Source organism: Pseudoxanthobacter soli DSM 19599, from assembly GCF_900148505.1.
GTDB classification, from domain to species: Bacteria; Pseudomonadota; Alphaproteobacteria; order Rhizobiales; family Segnochrobactraceae; genus Pseudoxanthobacter; species Pseudoxanthobacter soli.
In genome coordinates this window covers 758,142-775,377 of record NZ_FRXO01000001.1, presented here as the reverse complement: position 1 = coordinate 775,377, position 17,236 = coordinate 758,142, and the positions used below count along the sequence as shown (strand labels likewise).

12 protein-coding genes are annotated in these 17,236 nt (G+C 67.5%); 5 read left to right on the top strand and 7 right to left on the bottom strand.

Features of this window, described 5'->3' with window-relative positions:
- Positions 1–413 precede the first annotated feature (413 nt).
- Positions 414–1,328 (bottom strand): AraC family transcriptional regulator, encoded by a 915-nt coding sequence (locus BUF17_RS03215; protein ID WP_073625707.1) that lies wholly within the window; start codon positions 1,326–1,328, stop codon positions 414–416.
- A 92-nt stretch (positions 1,329–1,420) separates the two neighbouring features.
- On the opposite strand from BUF17_RS03215, the gene BUF17_RS03210 reads away from it, so the two are divergent.
- Entirely contained in the window at positions 1,421–2,248 is an 828-nt protein-coding gene (locus BUF17_RS03210; protein ID WP_073625706.1) for an oxidoreductase, read from the top strand.
- Positions 2,249–2,393: 145 nt separating this feature from the next.
- Here BUF17_RS03210 and bioB read toward each other — a convergent pair whose 3' ends face one another.
- Both bioB and BUF17_RS03200 read right to left on the bottom strand, forming a co-directional pair.
- The gene (gene bioB, locus BUF17_RS03205) at positions 2,394–3,398 is read right to left on the bottom strand and encodes a biotin synthase BioB (protein ID WP_073625705.1); all 1,005 of its coding nucleotides are present in this window, start codon (positions 3,396–3,398) and stop codon (positions 2,394–2,396) included.
- Positions 3,395–4,045 (bottom strand): biotin transporter BioY, encoded by a 651-nt coding sequence (locus BUF17_RS03200; RefSeq protein WP_084563854.1) that lies wholly within the window; start codon positions 4,043–4,045, stop codon positions 3,395–3,397. The genes bioB and BUF17_RS03200 overlap by 4 nt, the downstream gene beginning before the upstream one ends.
- 114 nt (positions 4,046–4,159) lie before the next feature.
- Between BUF17_RS03200 and BUF17_RS03195 the strand changes: the two genes are divergently transcribed.
- Complete coding sequence (locus BUF17_RS03195; RefSeq protein ID WP_073625704.1) at positions 4,160–4,822, top strand: GntR family transcriptional regulator; 663 nt, start codon at positions 4,160–4,162, stop codon at positions 4,820–4,822.
- Here the strand turns inward: BUF17_RS03195 and BUF17_RS03190 are convergent.
- The 4 genes from BUF17_RS03190 to BUF17_RS03175 form a co-directional block, all read right to left on the bottom strand.
- Entirely contained in the window at positions 4,812–6,884 is a 2,073-nt protein-coding gene (locus BUF17_RS03190; RefSeq protein WP_073625703.1) for a UvrD-helicase domain-containing protein, read from the bottom strand. The genes BUF17_RS03195 and BUF17_RS03190 overlap by 11 nt on opposite strands.
- 136 nt (positions 6,885–7,020) lie before the next feature.
- Complete coding sequence (locus BUF17_RS03185) at positions 7,021–9,975, bottom strand: site-specific DNA-methyltransferase (protein WP_073625702.1); 2,955 nt, start codon at positions 9,973–9,975, stop codon at positions 7,021–7,023.
- Positions 9,975–12,980 carry a BPTD_3080 family restriction endonuclease gene (locus BUF17_RS03180; RefSeq protein ID WP_073625701.1) on the bottom strand — a complete coding sequence of 1,002 codons (3,006 nt, stop codon included), beginning with the start codon at positions 12,978–12,980 and terminating at the stop codon, positions 9,975–9,977. Before BUF17_RS03180 ends, BUF17_RS03185 begins: the two co-directional genes overlap by 1 nt.
- A gap of 376 nt (positions 12,981–13,356) precedes the next feature.
- Complete coding sequence (locus tag BUF17_RS03175) at positions 13,357–14,436, bottom strand: GlxA family transcriptional regulator (RefSeq protein WP_073625700.1); 1,080 nt, start codon at positions 14,434–14,436, stop codon at positions 13,357–13,359.
- A 269-nt stretch (positions 14,437–14,705) separates the two neighbouring features.
- Between BUF17_RS03175 and BUF17_RS03170 the strand changes: the two genes are divergently transcribed.
- Genes BUF17_RS03170 through BUF17_RS03160 form a run of 3 tightly spaced genes read left to right on the top strand, consistent with a single transcriptional unit; the run spans position 14,706 to position 17,227 of the window.
- Positions 14,706–15,668, top strand: a complete 963-nt coding sequence (locus BUF17_RS03170) for a dihydrodipicolinate synthase family protein (RefSeq protein WP_073626029.1) — start codon at positions 14,706–14,708, stop codon at positions 15,666–15,668.
- Positions 15,669–15,681: 13 nt separating this feature from the next.
- Positions 15,682–16,011, top strand: a complete 330-nt coding sequence (locus tag BUF17_RS03165) for a UxaA family hydrolase (RefSeq protein ID WP_073625699.1) — start codon at positions 15,682–15,684, stop codon at positions 16,009–16,011.
- Positions 16,004–17,227: a UxaA family hydrolase gene (locus BUF17_RS03160; protein WP_244530739.1), complete on the top strand. Its 1,224-nt coding sequence runs from the start codon at positions 16,004–16,006 to the stop codon at positions 17,225–17,227. Before BUF17_RS03165 ends, BUF17_RS03160 begins: the two co-directional genes overlap by 8 nt.
- The last annotated feature ends 9 nt before the right edge of the window (positions 17,228–17,236 follow it).

Sequence of the window (17,236 nt, the reverse complement as noted above, 5' to 3'; positions counted from 1 at the left end):
GCCGCCTGAAATGTCATGGGAATGCGCATCAGTGTTCTTTCTGGGGGCAGATATAGCGGGATTCCGGCATCGCTGACGGACATAGACACGCAAGATCAGGACATTCTGGCGGCCCGCTTCTCGAACCCGGGAGCCGGCAGCGCCGATGTCGGCAGTAGACCTGAACAAACGGCTCACGCCGCCCGGCGTGGCGTCGCAGCTCCGCTCACTCGATGTCGGCGGGCAGCACCGGCCTCAGCGCCGGTCGATGACGGGCCATGTCGGCGAAGCAGGATCGCCTCGTCGGCAAGGTCGTGTCCCGCTGCAGTCTATCCCGCTCAGATCAACGATCTGAAAGACAATGATATTCGCAAGCTTTTGAATCTGGCGCGATTTCTTGTCGATCTGAAAATTCCATCGGATCGCAAAGCGCTCTAGACGAACTCACCCAGGTGGTGGCGCATCCATTGGGCTTCCTGTGATGCCGTTCGCTTGAAATGGCGTTTGAAGTCACGGCTGAACTGGGCCGGGCTCGCATAACCGACACGGGCGGCGATCTCGGCGATCGAGCAATCCTGGCGCGCGATCATGAGTCTCGCCTCGTGGAGCCGCATCGACTTCACATATTGGATGGGGCTGCTTCCCGTCAGTGCCTTGAAGTGCACATGGTAGGATGGAACGCTCATGCCCGCCTCCCTCGCGAGCGCGGCAACGGTGGTGCTGGAGCCATAAGTCTCGCGCAGCCGGACAAGGCTTTGAACGATTCTGCCGGATGGGCCCTGCTGCCGCAAAGCCGCAATCATCGCCGCGCCTTGCGGGCCGACGAGCACGCGGTAATGCAACTCGCGCATCAGGCCTGCCCCGAGAACATCGGCTTCGAGCGGATCGCCGAGCGCGCGCAGGAGGCGCCGCACGACGTCCGCGATTTCGGGCGTCATTCTGCTGGATGTCAGGCTTCGCGCCGGCACCATATCGGCCTCGCATTGCCGCCCCGCCACGGTCGCGGCGAGTTCGGCCGCCAACGCCATGTCGAAATCGACATAGACCGCGATCAGGGGATGCTCGGGGCTGGCGTCGGACTCCATGCGGAACGGTACCGGTACCGACACGGCCAGATAGTGCTGTGCATCATACCGGTAGATCTCTCCATCCAGCAGCCCCTGCTTGCGGCCCTGCAAGACGAACACCACACCCGGCTTGTAGAGCACCGGCACGTCGCGAAGCACCGTCTCGCTTCTCAGGATCCTGATGTTCGGCACCCGGGTCGGATTGTATCCGTGGGTCGGCGCGAGGGGCTCGGCAATGGCCGCCAGGCTGCGACTGTCGATCCCGGCTTTGATGGAAGACATAGGAATGAGCAAGAACCCGAGAGAATTGCGGATGGTGTGATGAGTTTGAGATATTATTGGTCATGGACGCGAGGCGAACAAGAGAGGCGTCCATGCCGCGGAAGACAATTTTCATCACCGGCGCCAATTCCGGCTTCGGTCTGGCGATCGCGACGGCGGCGCGCCGTCAGGGTCACCGCATCGTCGGCGCCGTCCGATCGGATGATGCCAGGGCCGTCCTGGCCGAGCGCCTGCCGGAGGCGCGGTCCGTGCTGCTCGACGTCACGGACTTCGACCGGATCGAAGACGTCGTCGGCGAGGTCGAAGACGAGCACGGGCCCGTCGATGTTCTGATCAACAATGCGGGATACGGCCATGAAGGCGTTCTTGAAGAATCGCCGCTGACCGAAATGCGGCGGCAGTTCGACGTCAACGTCTTCGGCGCCGTCGCTGTCGCCAAGGCCTTTCTGCCGCGGTTTCGCGAAAGGCGCCGCGGCTTCATCGTCAACGTCACCTCCATGGGCGGCATGATCACCATGCCGGGTATCGCCTATTATTGCGGAAGCAAGTTCGCCCTTCAGGGCATTTCGCAGGTGATGCGCGCGGAGATGGCGCCGTTCGGCGTGCATGTGACGGCGCTTTGTCCTGGCTCTTTCCGAACCGACTGGGCCGGCCGTTCGATGGTGCGAACGGAGCGCTCGATTGCCGAATATGACGCTCTGTTCGACCCGATCCGGGCGGCGCGGCAGGCGAAGAGCGGCCATCAGCCGGGCGATCCCGAGAAGCTGGCGGCCGCGGTGCTGACGTTGATCGAGTCCGAGAACCCGCCGCCGCAGCTGTTGCTCGGCAGCGATGCCGTCGACCTCGTGTCGCAAAGGATCGAAGCGTTGAAGGCGGAAATCGAAGCCTGGAAAGCGGTCAGCCTTTCAACAGACGGCTGAACGTCCCGGCTCCGGCCCGGCGATCGAGCGCGGCCTCTCGCCGTGCTCGATCGGTTCTCGGGATGTGCCGCGCCTCAGGTCCGGGCGGGAAGTGCCCGCGCATCGGCGCGCTTCCTCCCGTCCGAGCCCGCCCGCGTGTTCGGCTTCAGGCTGCGGCGGGAACGACCGAGGCGACGAGTTCCAGCCCCATCCTGCGCAGCATCGCGAAGTCGCGGTCCTGGTCGGGGTTTTCGGTGGTGAGCAGAACGCTGCCGATGAAGATCGAGTTGGCGCCGGCGGTGAAGCACAGCGCCTGAAGTTCCTCGCTCATCGCGCTGCGGCCTGCCGAAATGCGGACGACGCTGCGCGGCATCACGATGCGCGCGACCGCGACGAGACGGACGAACGCCAGCGGATAGAGGGGTTCGGCCGTCTCCGCGACGGGCACGCCGCGCACCGCGTTCCAGTGGTTGATCGGCACGCTTTCGGGGTGCGGATCGAGGTTCGCCAGCAGATGCAGCAGGCCCAGCCGGTCCGCCGGCCGCTCGCCCATGCCGACGATGCCGCCGCAGCACAGGGCGATGCCGGCGGCGCGAACGTGGCCGATCGTCTCCAGCCTGTCCTCGATCGTGCGGGTGGTGATGATCCGGCCATAATGCTCCGGCGAGGTATCGACATTGTGGCTGTAATAGTCGAGCCCGGCCTCGCGCAGGCTCACGGCCTGATCGGGCGTGAGCATGCCGAGGGTGGCGCAGGTCTGCATGCCCAGCGCGCGCACGCCCGCGATCATCGTGCAGAGCCGGCCCATGTCGCGGTCCTTCGGGCTCCGCCAGGCCGCGCCCATGCAGAACCGCGAGGCGCCGGCGTCGCGGGCCACGCGCGCCGCCTCGACCACGGCCTCCACCTCCATCAGCCGGGAAGCCTTGATGCCGGTGTCGTAGTGCGCGCTCTGCGAGCAGTAGCCGCAATCTTCGGCGCAGCCGCCCGTCTTGATGCTCAGGAGGCTCGCCGCCTCGATCTCGGCGGGATTGAAGAACCGCCGATGAACCGTCTGTGAGCGGTGGAGGAGGTCCGGCAGGGGCAGATCGTGGATGTCGCGGATCTCCTGCCGGCTCCAGTCGCTGCGGATCGCCCCGTCCGCTGCCGCGGGCGGTTGCCGGTCGCCGGTCATCGCACCCTCCGGGCGATGTCGCGGACGGCGAGGCACGCGGCGGCGGCAAGCGCGACCTTGACGAGGTCGCCCGGAAGGAACGGCAGAATGCCGACCGTTGCGACCTTCGAGAGGCCGACGAACGGCGCGAGCCAGAGCCCCCCGAGCAGATAGACGAGGACGAGCCCCGCCAGCATCGGCACGAGCATCCGCCAGGAGCCGCCCAATCCCCGCCGCTCGATCCAGGTGCCGGCGACGAACGCCGCGACGGCGAAGCCGACGAGATATCCGCCGGTCGGGCCGGCGAGATAGGCAAGGCCGGCGCCGGCGGTCGGGCTGTAGGAAAACACGGGCAGGCCGGCCGCACCCTCCGCGAGATAGGCGAGCACCATCAGTCCGGCGGTTCGCCCGCCGAACAGGCCGGCGAGCAGCATCGTGCCGAACACATGCAGGGTCATCGGCACCGGCCAGAACGGAACATTCGCCCGGGCGCAGAGCACCATGACGAGGCTGCCGACGAGGACGAGGACCGGCAGGCGAAGCGCTGGGTGGAGGGCTTGCAGCCGGGCGGCCGGAAGGGAACGCGTGGACGAAAGGGAGGTAGCTGGAGAAGGCGAGGTGGCGGACGAGACGGCTTCGGCCGGTGTGCGGTCTGGCGCACGGAGCATGGTGCTCTCCTGCAAATGAGGGGGTGACGAGAGAAATTATCTATGATTTTGTCGACAAGGATGAGGTTAGCAGGCGAATCTTCGTCTCGCATTGCCGAATGTGATAGATAATCTATGATCAGATCTGATCCGCCACGCTCGCCCGCCGTCGCCGAGCGCATCGCCGAAGCCCTGATCGAACGGATCGTGGCGGGCGAACTCGCCCCCGGCGCGCCGCTGCGGCAGGACCATGTCGCCGCCGAATTCGGGGCGAGCCATGTGCCGGCGCGCGAGGCGCTCCACTTCGTCCGCGCGCAGGGCCTCGCGGTCAGCGAACCTCGCCGCGGCATCCGCGTCGCGCCCATGGATGCGATCCACCAGCAGGAGGTGATCGAAATGCGCGCGGCGCTGGAGCTGCTCGCCTTCCGCCATGTCGGAAAGTCCTACGGCGCGCGCCATCTCGCGGCGATCGAACAGGCGGTGGAAGCCGGCGAGCGGGCAGGCTCGATCGTGGAATGGGAGCGCGCCAACCGCGCGTTCCATGCCGCGCTGGTGGCGCCATGTCCCATGAAATGGCTGCTGTCGCTGCTGGGGCAGCTTCGCCTGGCCCACTCGCGCATCGTGATCGCGATGGAGCGCTCCGCCGGCTGGCAGCCGCGCTCCAATCTCGAGCACCGGCAGATCCATGCGGCCCTCAAGTCGCGCGATCACCCGCGCGCGGCGCACCTTTTGACGCGGCATCTGCACGGCATCGAACGGCCCGGCCCGGAGATCGGTCCGGACCCGCTCAGGCCGTGAAATCCGCCAGATATTCCGATGCCGGCACCACGCCCGTGAGAACGAGGTGCTCGCGCGCCCGCGTGCAGGCGACATAGAGCAGCCGGCGCTCGGTCTCGTAGATGTCGTCGAGTTCGGCCTCGTCGGCCGCGTCCGCAACGCGCTCGTCGAGCGGCAGGATGCCCTCGTCGAGGGCCATCACCGCCACGGCGCGGAACTCCAGCCCCTTGGCGAGGCTCATGGGTGCGGTCACCATGTCGCTCTCGCCGGCGAGCCCGGCGATGGCGGCGCGGGCGCGGGCGACGAGTTGCGGCGTGCGCACGAACACGCCGATTTCGCCGGGCGCGATTCCATCGGCGAGCCAGCCCGCCACGGCCTCGCGAACCGCGTCCGCCTCCTCTGCTGCGGAGGACAGGGTCTTCACCTGCGGCGCTGGCCCGTCGAACACGGAGATGATGCCGCGCCGCTCGTCTTCCAGTCCGTCGGTGTCGCGCAACACGGTCGGCAACAGCCGGTCGGCGGCGCGGCGGATCTGCTGCGAGGTGCGGTAGCACACCTTCAGCGTGTGCGAACGGCCGCGCACGTCGACACCGAGGCTCGCCCACGAGAACGGATGCTGGAAAATCCGCTGCCCGACATCGCCCGAAAGGAAAAGCCCGTCCGGCTTCGCCGGGGCGAGGGCGGCGAAGAACCGCAGCGCCGCAGGCGCGAGGTCCTGCGCCTCGTCGATCACGACGTGGTCGAACGGCTTGCGGTCACGCGCGGTCAGCGCATCGGCGAGGCCGGTGAACACGTCCGCCCACGTCGTGTAGCGGCCGGCGGCGAGCGCGGCGCGCACCGCCTCGAACACCGGCCACAGCCGCGCGCGCTGGTTCGGGCCGAGCCGGCTCTTGCGCCCCATCCGCTGCACCGCGGCATAGGCCTCGAACGACCGCAATCCCCACGCATCGACGACGTTGGTCCACTCCGACAGGAGGAAGCGCTCCGGGAAGCCCTTGAGGCCCTGGTCGGCCGCTGCCGCGCGCAGGTGCTGTCGCAGCAGCGCGTCGCCGGCGATGCGGGGGCGGGCGCCGTGTTCGAGCTGGAACATCTGGCCGGCGATGTCGGTGAAGGATGCCGTGGTGATCCGGGGCACGAGGCCGCCCGTCTCGGGCGCGAGCACCAGCACCTTCCGCGCCAGCTCGGCCGCCAGCGGGTCTGAGAAGCTCGTCAGCAGCACGCGGGCGTCCGGGTTCTCGCGGGCGAGCCGCACCGCGCGATGGATCGCGACGACCGTCTTGCCGGTCCCGGCGGAACCCGCCACGCGCGCCGGCCCGGCGAACGTGCGCTCCACCAGCGCGCGCTGGGAGGGGTGAAGGAAAACGCCCCATTTCTCCCAGGGGAAGGCAAGCGCCTGCTCCAGTTCCTCCTCGCCCACGATGGGCCGGATGCGCCGCAGCGCGTCGGGGTGGGCGAACGGATCGCCGTACTCCAGCGGCGGCAGGGCGGCCGCAAGCACGCCGGTGGCCGCATAGTCGAGCAGCGCCTCGGCCGCTTCGGCGGGCAGGTGGCCGGCAAGGGCGAAGAAGCCGTCCTCGGTGGCCGCGCGCACGTCGGCCAGCCAGTCGGCGGGCACGCCCATCGAAAGCAGCGCGTCGTCGTCGAGCGCGGCGAACGGTGTCGGCGCGTGGCTGCCCTGTCCTGCGGGGCCTCGTTCCCCGGCGGCGTCCGCCGGCACGAGATCGAGCGTCGGCGGCCGCGCGACGTCTTCCACCCGTTCGCGCACCTCCACGATCTGGATGGCGCCCGTGCGCGGATGGGCCTCGATGCGCCGGCGCTCCGCCCAGGCATAGGCATCGTCGTGGTGGCCGACATAGGCGACGAGCAGGCTGTCGCCGGTCTTGTGCAGGATCAGGCGCACGTCGCGGTTGACGCGCGCGGACCAGAAGTTCGGGTCCTTGCTGCGCTCGATGCGGTGCATCTGCAGGCCGTTGCCGGCGGGGTCGATCTGGAGATCGAACACGCTCGCCTTCACCGCCTTCTGGTCGGGGGTGGAAAGGCGGCTGAAGGCGGCGGTGAAGCTGTCGGCGATCAGGAAGGTCATCGGCGCGCCGTCCCCCCGGAGCTGGCAGGGCAAGGCGCCCACGGGGCATGGCAAGGCGCCCACCGGGCAGGGCAGGGCGCCTGCCGGCGAAGGCCGGCCGTCCGCCGGGCCGATGCCGTGCGTGGGGCCCGCGCGGTCATACCCGGAACACCTTCATCACCTCGTCGCCGAAGTGGTTGATCACCTTCACGGCGATGCGCCCGCTCTCCGGCCGCGGAAACGGGCGGGAGGTGTCGGAATAGAGCGTCGCCCAGGCTTCCTCGTCGATCTCGGCCTGAAGCGCGGTCTTCAGGCTCTTGTAGGGGTCGTTGGCGCCGAGGAAATAGGCGTGGCGCACGAAGAAGCTTTCCTCGTTGTAGTCGGTGTCGATGAACCAGGCGGCGATGCCGTCGGTGTCGTTGGAGCGGATGTCGCCGGTGTTGGGGTCGAACACGTCGATGCCGTGAACCTTGACGCGGATGTCCTCGCCGCCGTCGTCGAGGATCTCGACGTCCGGCTCCCCGAACACCACGAACATGTTGCCGCGCCCGGTGTTCTTCAGTTCCTCCGACATGTGCATGTCGGGGTTGATGCGCGCCTTCAGGATCCTGAGGCTGCCGAGGCTTCCGAGCTCCGAGGAATGGGCGTCGAAATTGAAGGCGCAGGCGATCAGCACGTCGAAGCGGGCGTCCACCGCCTCGCGGGCGGCGGCGACCAGATCCTGCCGCCCGACGGTGCCGTATTCCGGGCCGATCAGGATGGCGGCGCGGCGCTCCGGGCCGCGCTCGCCCTCGACGAAGATGCCGCTGGCGCCGATGAAGTTGCCGGGCCAGGGCGTCAGGCTTTCGAAGGTGATGCGGTCGCCCTTGGCCTGCTGCTTGACGCCTTCGGCGCGGAGATAGTCGAGCACGACGGCGGCGAAATCCTGCCCCGCGAGATCGGCGTCGGCCGGCGCGCGCCGGCCTTCGGCGGCCTCGATGTCGTCGATCAGCTCTTCCTCGCTCGCCGGCAGCACCCGGTGCGGCGACAGGCTTTCCACCGTGAACGGCCCGGCGACGCGCACGCGGGCATTGTCGACGTAGGGCTTGTCGTAGAGATATTCGACATCGGCCCGCGCGGCGATGGAGGCATCGATCTCCGTCTGGCGGGCAATGCGCGCCTCCCACCAGCGGGCGAGAACGCCGGCGACTTCCGCGGGCGCGCCGGGCGGCAGCTCGCGCGGCATCTGCCATTCCTCGTAGGATTTCCCGAGGGCGGCGTTGAGTTCGGCGCGCAGCGGCTCCAGCACCGCCTGCCATTTTTCCCAGATGTCGTCGATCAGCGGATTGTTGGCGATCGATTTCAGCGTGATGTGCGGCACGCGCTCATAGACGAAACCCTGGCGCAGGTCGTTGCGCACCGGGGTGTCGGCCGGCAGGCGCTGCGTCAGTTCGGCTTCCTTCGCCCGGCCCTCGCGGCTGTCGGCGAGCAGATACCAGGGATAGCGCGCCGCCATCAGCCGCGTGCGGGCGAGCGCCAGCGCGACGCGGCTGGTATCCATGGTGATCCAGCGCCGGCCCCATTGCTCGGCGACATAGGCCGTGGTGCCCGAACCGCAGGTGGGATCGAGCACGAGGTCACCGGGGTCGGTGGACATCAGGATGCAGCGTTGTATGGCGGCAGATGAAGTTTGCACGACGTAGATTTTTGGGTCTGTTCTACTTTGGACTGATGCGCTTATATCAGTCCATCCATTACCAATGGCGCTTGCTGAGTAGTCATTGAGCATCCTGACGTACCTTATTCTCCCCTTTCCAGTTGCTTCTATGCGCCTCGCTTTTGCGAGGCGCTGCATGCCATTGACACTGGTCTTCCAATGATTCGATTTTCCCGGATAGAATATCTGGCCAAAAAGATCGATCTCGACAGTAGTGTCGGGGCGAAATTCTGAGCTAACAATGTTGTCTAGCTGATAGCGTATTGCCCTGTCCGGCAGAGCAGATCCTTCTCTTTCAGCTTTAGTCATAGGGCGTCGCAAGCCGTCAATCTCGACCTGGTCGTATCGAGAGCTCGCACTATCTTCGTCATTCTTGGATGCGAGCGGCCGTCTAAATTTTGTAAGCGTAGAATTCTTTGCAAACCAGAGAATATAATCGAAATTCTGGGCTAGATATGTCGCTTCAACGCCGGTAACTTTCTGAACAGCAATTTGTGCTAGGAATGCTTTCAGTCCGAAGACCTCTTCGAGAAGAGCGCGGATAAGGTGGACATTTTCGTCGCCAATCTGCACAAAGACTGATCCAGATTCTGTCAGTAAATCCCTTATCAATGTCAGGCGGTCGCGCAGATAGGTCAGGTAGGAGTGAATGCCGTCCTTCCAGGTGTCGCGGAAAGCCTTCACCTGCTCGGGCTCGCGCGAGATGTCGGTCTGCTTGCCGTCCTTGACGTCGCGGGACTGCGTCGAGACCTGCCAGTTCGAGTTGAACTTGATGCCGTAGGGCGGGTCGAAGAAGATGCACTGCACCTTGCCCTTCAGGCTCTCGCGTTCCGAAAGGCTCGCCATCACCTGAAGGCTGTCGCCCAGGATCATGCGGTTCGACCAGTGCTGGTCGTGCTGGTAGAACTCGGCGCGCGCTTCCGGGTCGAGGCCGTTGAAGGCGGCGAACAGGTCCGCGATCTCCGCCGCGGCCTCGCGCTTCGCCGCCGTGCGGCGCTTCAGGTCCTCGATGATCGCCTTCGGGTGGATCTTCTCCTGGATGTAGAGCGGCGGCACGTTGACGACGAGATCGCTCCAGTCCTGCCGGTCCTTGCCGCGCCACACGAGTTGCGCGTCGGAGAGCGTCAGCGTGCCGGTTTCGGCCAGCTCCGCCATCTGCTCGGGCGTGATGGTGATCTTCACGCCGTTCCAGATCAGCTCCGGCTGGCTCGGCTCCTCCGGCGTGCGCCTCTCGCCCTCGGCGAGCGGCCGCGCACGCGCGTAGTGCTTCGGCGGCATCGGATCGAAATCCTCCTCCCGCCGGAAGAAGCTCTCCATCTCCGCCGTCGGAATGTTCCGCCGCGTGGCCTCGTCGTGCTTCAGCACGTCGACCTGCTTGGAAGGCTTGCCTTTGGGGGATCGGGGTGCACGGGCCATCAGGCGGGAACTCTCTTCAGCAATGTGTCGACCAGCTTCGCGAAGTCCTCGTCCATCACGGTCCAGTCGCGGAATTCGGCGAACGCCCAGCGGCCGAAGCCGCCGAGCGCGTTGATGCCGGGCACCCACAGATCGCGTGTCGTCTCGGCCTTGGCCTTGTCGGTCTCGTCGCGGATGCCCTTGACCTCGATCACGAGATTGAGCGGATCGTCATGGCCGTCGTCGAGCCGGGCGAGGAAGTCCGGCAGGTAGCGCCGGCGGATGCCGCCGTCGAGATAGGGGATTTCGAAGCCGAGCGCCTGGTTCTTGGCATAGGCCAGCACGCGGGGGTGGTTCTCCAGCGTCAGGGCTAGCTGTTCCTCCCAGCTCGAGTCCAGCACGACATGGCTGATCTGGCATTTCGGCGGGCGCGCGCCCGTCGCCCAGCACGGCTTGGAGGTGATGAAGTTGACGTGGCGCGTCGAGCCCTTCGGATTGTACGGGTCGAGCACGGCCAGGGTACGCCCGTCGCTGGCGCGGCTGCAGGCGATGTCGATCTTCTCCGCCGCGCGGGCAAGCTGGTCCTTGTAGAGGATCGCGCCGATGGGAACGCCCTGCGGGACGAGATAGCCCTCGTCGATCCACCGGCGCGCGAGACGCTGGATCTGCGGAAACAGATGCTGCTTCGGCGCGCCGTCCTCGTCGCGGAAATTGCTGTAGAGCAGGTGCTTGGCGAGGTTGAACCTGATCTCCGAGGGGCGCAGGCGGTCCAGCACCTCGGGCGTGATCGTCACGCCTGCGCCGACGATGCCTTCCATCACCACCGATGTCGGGCCGATATCGAGCGGCGTGATCACCAGCCGGCTGTCCTCGGTGAACACGGCGTCGAGCTTTTCGGAGGGCAGCTCGCGGCGATAGCCGCTGACGCGCGGAAAGACGATCTCCTGCGCGGAGCGCTCCCGGATGGAGTGGACGCGCGTCACCGGTCTCGGTTTCGTCGGCGTCGCCACCTGCGGCGAGGCGGCGAAGTCGAACGGAATGCCCATGATGTCGGCATATTCGACGTCGAAATGGCCGGTGGCGGGATTGATGTCGTAGGACCGCCGCCGCAAGGCGCGCCCCACCACCTGCTCGCACAGAAGCTGGGTGCCGAAGGCGCGCACGCCCAGGATATGGGTCACCGTGTTGGTGTCCCATCCCTCCGTCAGCATCGAGACCGAGACCACGCAGCGGATCTGCTCGCCGAGCCGGCCGGGGCGGCCGACGGTGTTCATCACCTCGCGCAGGAGCGCGCTTTCGCTCACCTCGCCGAGCGCCGCGCCGCCGGCCCCGGCGCGCGTCGCGAACTCGCGCTTGAACTGCTCGATCTCCGGGGCCGCGGCCTCGCGGAAGCTCTTGTCCAGCGTGTCGGCGTCCTCGATCTGGCGGGAATCGATCAGAAGCGTCCGCGGGCGGGCGAGGCGGCCGCCGTGGTCGTCATAGTTGCGGAACAGCGGCAGGTGGCCGGCATGGAACGTGGCGCGCTCGCCCTCCGCGGCGTCGCCGCGCTCGAAACCGGCGATCCACTCGAACACGAGCCGCGAGATCGCGGTGTTCTGGCACACGACGATGAACACCGGCGGCACGCCGATGCCGGCCTGCCGCCAGCGCTCGTGCTCGCCCTCATAGTGGCTGTAGAGCGCGTTGAGCGCCGTCGTCAGCATGTTCGGCAGGTCGAACGGGCTGAGCCGCCCGGCGCCGGAGGCCGATTTCGGCATCTCCTTGCCGATGTGCTTCCAGAGGTCGCGGTAGACCACCGAGCCGGTCTGCACGAGGTTGTCGCTGACCGGCACGCGCGGCAGCTTGACGATGCCGCTCTCGATCGCGTCCATCAGGCTGAAATCCGACACCACCCAGGGAAACAGCGTGCCTTCCTGATAGCCCGAGCCGCGCAGGAAGAACGGGGTCGCCGACAGGTCGTAGACCGCCCGCACGCCCTTCGCGAGCACGCGGTCCAGGGCCTCGATGCCGCTGATCCACAGCCGCGCCGCCTCGGCATTCTCCGCCGCCTCGCGTCTGTCGTCGCCGGTGAGCGTTCCCTCCGCATCGCCGTCCGCCTTGTGACGGTAGCAATGATGGGCCTCGTCGTTGATGACGTTGACGCGGTCGAACTTCAGCAGGTCCTCGCAGGCCCGTTTCAGCATCTCCGTGTCGGTTTCCGTCGTCTTCAACGGCTTGGGGTCGTTGCCCTGCAGGAAGGCGCGGGCGACCTTCGACAGCACCAGCGTCTGCTGATGCTGGAAGGTGTGGTAGTTGGTGATCACGATCTCGGCGCGCCGGATATCCGGCAGCATTTCCGGCGGCACGATCTCGCGCGTCTCGTAATAATTGTCCGGATGGTTCGGCAGCAGCACCTGCAGCCGGTCCTTGATGGTGATGCCCGGGGCGACGATCAGGAAGGCGCGGGAGAAGTCCTTCGTTGGCTTGCGCGCCGCGTTCACCGCCTGCCACGCGATCAGCATCGCCATGACGGTCGTCTTGCCGCTGCCCGTCGCCATCTTCATGGCAAGGCGGAACAGCCCCGGATTGGCTTCGTCGTTGGCCTTGGCGATGCGCTCCAGCAGGCCCCTGGTCGCCCCGCGCCGCGGCGCGACCTCCGTCAGCCAGATGATCGTCTCGACCGCCTCGACCTGGCAGAAGAACGGCTGCTGGGCGTTCCATCCGTCCGGCCGGCGCCAGTGCTCCAGAAGCCGCTGCGACACCGCGGTCACGCCCCAGTCGGCGGGATTGCGCAGGTTGCGCCAGTGCTCGACGTGGGTGCGGATCTCGTTGACGAGCGCGTGTTCGGTATAGGCCTCGAGATCGAGCGAGGACTGGGCCGCGGATGCCCGTTTGCGCACGGCCGGAACCGGCACGATGAAGCGCGACGGGCGCCGCCCGCGCCTTGGCTCGCCTTCGAGCGGCTGGCCGTTCTTGTCGAGCGGATGATGCAGGTCCGGCGCGCGATAGGGCGAGTTCAGGATCGGCCGTTCGTAGAAACTGTTCACTGTCGTCGCCCGCCCGCCCGCAGATCAAACTCGTCCGGCAATCGGCGCGGGATGCCCCCGCCGGGATTGCCCGCCGGACCTCCGCGGAGCGTTCGTTCCGCCTCCGCCCCTGATGTGTCCGGCGCTCCCGCGCCCGCCGGAAGCCCGCTCACGCTACTGACGACAGCGCATCGATGCAACGCCTGAGCGAGCCTGTTCCGGCCACGCCGCGCCGCCCACCCCGGGAAACCGCGGGCTCGCCAAGGTTTTGCACCGCCTCGCGATTCGGCCGTGATATCGACCGGCCGCCGCGTGGCGTGGGCTTCGGCGGGGCCGACCGCCGCGTGCATCGGCTCCGGGCGATTCGGCCCGCGCGTCCGCGTCATGGCCGCCTCGCTCATCCGTCTGCGTCCGGGCCGCTCCTCTGGCCGGTGGGCGGGGTGATGGAGAGGCGGCGCACCTCGGGCCGGTAGGTCTGGCTCTGCTGGCGGCGCAGCGAGGCGCGGAAGTCGCGCGGCGTCATGCCGAACTGGGCGTGGAACGCGCGCGACAGCACGCTCGGATAGGAGAAGCCGCAGGCGGTGGCGACGTCCTTGATGCCGAATTCCTCGTAGAACAGCATGTTGCGTGCGGCCTGCAGGCGGATGCGCAGATAGAGCCGCATCGGCGTCTCGTCGAAGCTGCGCCGGCATTCGCGCAGGATCGTCTTCGGCGAGACCTCCAGCCGCTCCGCGATCTCGTCGAGCGGCAGGGGGAAGTCGAGATTGCGCTCCATCAGGGCGACGATGCGGTCCGACAGCACCGGCTTCCGCGCGCCGCCCGGCAGGTCGTCGAGCCGCTGCGGCGTCGCCGCCGGACGCGGGGCATAGACGAGGGCGTTCGCCACCTCGCTGGCGAGCGTCGGCGTCTTCAGCCGCCCGATCAGGTCGAGCATCATGTCGAGCGTGGCGATGCCGCCGGCGCATGTCAGGCGCTGGCCGTCGATCAGGTAGATCTGGCCGTTGACGCCGACCCCCGGAAAGCGCTCGCGGAACGCCGGCACCGCTTCCCAGTGCAGCACGACCTCGCGCCGGTCGATCAGCCCGGCCTGGGCGAGCGCGAAGGTGCCGGTATCGACAGCGCCGATGGTGGCGCCGAACCGGGCGGCGGTGCGCAACTGGTTGAGGAGCTTCGAGGAATTGCGCTGCATCGGCAGGTTGCCCTCGAACACGAGGTAGAAGTCGGCCGCCGGCATCGCATGCAGGCTGTCGTCGGCCGACATCCAAAGCCCATTGCTGGCGCGCACCGGCGCGCCGTCCTCGGAGACGAAGCGCCAGCGGAAGATCTCGCGTCCGCTGTTCTGGTTGGCGATCCTGAGCGCCTCGCTCGCCAGCACCAGCGCGTTCAGCGGGAATTCGGGCTGGAGGATGAAGTTGAACGCGGGAACACCGCCCTCGCGCAGGCCCGGTGTCTCGCTGGCAGCGTGCGTGCTGGGCATGGGCCGTCCCGTCGATGCGTGGCGTGGGTGCGGTGGTGTGGCCGAAAAGATCAACAATCAGTCCAAATCTGTCAATTCATTCGCGGTTTTGCCGTCACTATTGGGTCACGGAATGTTTCGGCGGGCCGCCGGCAAGGACCTGCGGCGCCGCGAAACTCCCTGACATGACAATCTGGTAGCCACGCGACGGGTTCGTCCGTGAACGTCTTCGGCCGCCTGGCCGTGGGCGCGGGATGGCGCGCGTGTGCGGCGAGTGGCGGAGTGCTTACGTGCAGACGGAAATCCTCAGGAAGAAGCTCGAAGGGTGCTATGTCACCGTGCCGACGCCGTTTCGCGACGAGGACGGCTTTCCCGTCGACGAGGCGGTGCTGCGCACCTATGTGCGCTTCCTCCTCGATGGCGGGCTGACGGCCGAGACCGCGGTGTTCCTCGCGGGTGGCGCCGCGGGCGACTTCTCCACCATGACCTTCGACGAGCGCGTGCGCGTCGCGCAGGTCGTCATCGACGAGGTCGGCGGCCGCGTGCCCGTGGCGATGGGCGCGCAGACGACGAGCACGCTCGAACTCGTGCGTCTTGCCCGCGCCGCGCAGGAGATCGGCGCCGACTTCATCCAGGTGTCGTGCCCGTTCTATTTCAGTCACACCGAGGCCGACTTCGAGGAGTTCGTCCGCGCCGCTGCCGCCGCGGCGCCCGAGATCGGCATCATCATCTACAACACCTTCTGGAACACAACGAACATCTCGTTCCGCATGGTGGAGCGGCTGGCGGAAATCCCCAATGTCGTCGGTCTCAAGTGGGCGACGCCGCGCACCGACGCCATGGAATTCGAGAGCGTGGCGGCGCATTTCTCTCGGCGCTTCACCATCATCGACAACAACCTGTTCTTCGCCTTCAGCGCCATGCCCGCGCTCGGCGCGCGCGCCTTCGAAGTCCACCTCTGCAATTTCTGGCCGGAATGGGGGCTGAAGCTCGTGCGCGAGATCGGCGCCGCGAACTATGCCGAAGTCGCACGCATGCTCGTCGACGAGGCCATGCCGTTCTACAAGCTGTGGGTCGAGATCGAGCGCGATTTCACCAGCGGCGACGGCTATCTCGACAAGCTGTGCATGGAACTCGTCGGCCTGCCGTCCAGCCGCTGCCGCCCGCCGACCCGCGATGTGCGCGAACGCTACCGCGCCGCGACCCTCGCCATGCTGCGCGGCATCGGCACGCCCAATCTCGTGGCGGAATGAGGCGGGCGGGGCGATGAGCGACGCGGGCCGGACGCCACGGACGAAGAAGCACCCACCCGCCTCCATGGTGGTGCTGGGCGCCGGCGACAATGTCGGCATCGCGCTGACGGACATCGCGGCGGGCGCGGACGCGACAAGCCTCGACGGGCGGTCGCTCAGCGCCGCCGAGGCGATCCCGCAGGGCCACAAGATCGCGCTCCGCCCGATCGCCGCCGGCAGCGACATCGTGCGCTACGGCATGGCGGTCGGTGTGGCACGCGCCGACATCGCCGCCGGCCATCTCGTCCACATCCACAACGTCGCCAGCCGGTATCTCGACAATGACGAGGACCATTATGAGTGAGGGCATCGCCGCATTCGACACCACCGGGATGCGCGGCTATCCGCGCGCCGACGGGCGGCACGGCATCCGCAATTACCTGCTCGTCGCCTATCTGGTCGAGTGCGCCCACCATGTCGCCCGCGCCGTCGCCGCGCCCTATCAGGAGGCCGGCGTCCAGCTCATCGGCTTCCCGGGCTGCTATCCGAGCGACTACGCCCAGCGGATGATGGAGGACCTCTCCACCCACCCGAATGTGGGGGCGGTGCTGCTGGTCTCGCTCGGCTGCGAGGAGTTCCAGCGCGCGCGGCTGAGGGATGCAATCGCCGCCAGCGGGCGGCCGGTGGAACTCATCACCATCCAGGCCTGCGGCGGCACCAGGGCCACGGTGGCGCGCGGCCGTGAATGGATCGAAGCGACGCTGCCCGGCCTTCGCGCCGCGCCGACCGAGCCGATCGGCCTCGGCAATCTCGTCGTCGGCACCAAGTGCGGCGGGTCCGACGGCCTGTCGGGCGTCACCATCAATCCGGCGGTCGGCAACGCCAGCGACCGCCTCGTCGATGCCGGCGCCACGGTGATGTTCGAGGAGACCTGCGAACTGCTCGGCTGCGAGGAGCACATGGCCGCGCGCGCGGTGACAGTCGACCTCGCGGATGCACTCCGCCAGGCGGTCCGCAAGGCGGATGTGTACTATCGGGCGCTCGGCCACGGCAGCTTCGGCGGTGGCAACATCAAGTACGGCCTCTCGACGCTGGAGGAGAAGTCGCTCGGCGCCTATGCGAAGAGCGGCTCCCGCCCGATCAGCGGCCTGCTGAAGCCGGGGGACCGCCCGACGGCACCGGGGCTCTACCTGATGGACACCGTCAATGACGGGCCGGTCCGCTACGGCATTCCCAACATCAACGACACCCAGACCATCACCGAGATGGTGGCGAGCGGCTGCCACCTGATCCTGTTCACGACCGGCGCCGGCTCGGTGGTCGGGCAGGCGGTGGCGCCGGTCATCAAGGGCGTCTCCAATTCGCGTGTCTTCCGCCGCATGGAAGACGACATGGACGTGAACGGCGGCACCATCGCCGACGGTGTCGAGAGCGTGGCCGACGTCGGCCGTCGCTTGGTCGAAGCGGTCATCGCCGCCGCCTCCGGCACGCCGACGCGCTCCGAGGCGCTGGGCCACCAGGAATTCGTCCTTTCCTACAAGACCTACGAACCGCTCGGTCCGGCCTGTCTCGCCGGCTGAACGCAACGC

Excerpts from the sequence above, each read along its gene's own strand:
- BUF17_RS03215 (WP_073625707.1), bottom strand. The coding sequence starts at position 1,328 with ATGTCTTCCATCAAAGCCGGGATCGACAGTCGCAGCCTGGCGGCCATT.
- BUF17_RS03210 (WP_073625706.1), top strand. The coding sequence starts at position 1,421 with ATGCCGCGGAAGACAATTTTCATCACCGGCGCCAATTCCGGCTTCGGT.
- bioB (WP_073625705.1), bottom strand. The coding sequence starts at position 3,398 with ATGACCGGCGACCGGCAACCGCCCGCGGCAGCGGACGGGGCGATCCGC.
- BUF17_RS03200 (WP_084563854.1), bottom strand. The coding sequence starts at position 4,045 with ATGCTCCGTGCGCCAGACCGCACACCGGCCGAAGCCGTCTCGTCCGCC.
- BUF17_RS03195 (WP_073625704.1), top strand. The coding sequence starts at position 4,160 with ATGATCAGATCTGATCCGCCACGCTCGCCCGCCGTCGCCGAGCGCATC.
- BUF17_RS03190 (WP_073625703.1), bottom strand. The coding sequence starts at position 6,884 with ATGACCTTCCTGATCGCCGACAGCTTCACCGCCGCCTTCAGCCGCCTT.
- BUF17_RS03185 (WP_073625702.1), bottom strand. The coding sequence starts at position 9,975 with ATGGCCCGTGCACCCCGATCCCCCAAAGGCAAGCCTTCCAAGCAGGTC.
- BUF17_RS03175 (WP_073625700.1), bottom strand. The coding sequence starts at position 14,436 with ATGCCCAGCACGCACGCTGCCAGCGAGACACCGGGCCTGCGCGAGGGC.
- BUF17_RS03165 (WP_073625699.1), top strand. The coding sequence starts at position 15,682 with ATGAGCGACGCGGGCCGGACGCCACGGACGAAGAAGCACCCACCCGCC.
- BUF17_RS03160 (WP_244530739.1), top strand. The coding sequence starts at position 16,004 with ATGAGTGAGGGCATCGCCGCATTCGACACCACCGGGATGCGCGGCTAT.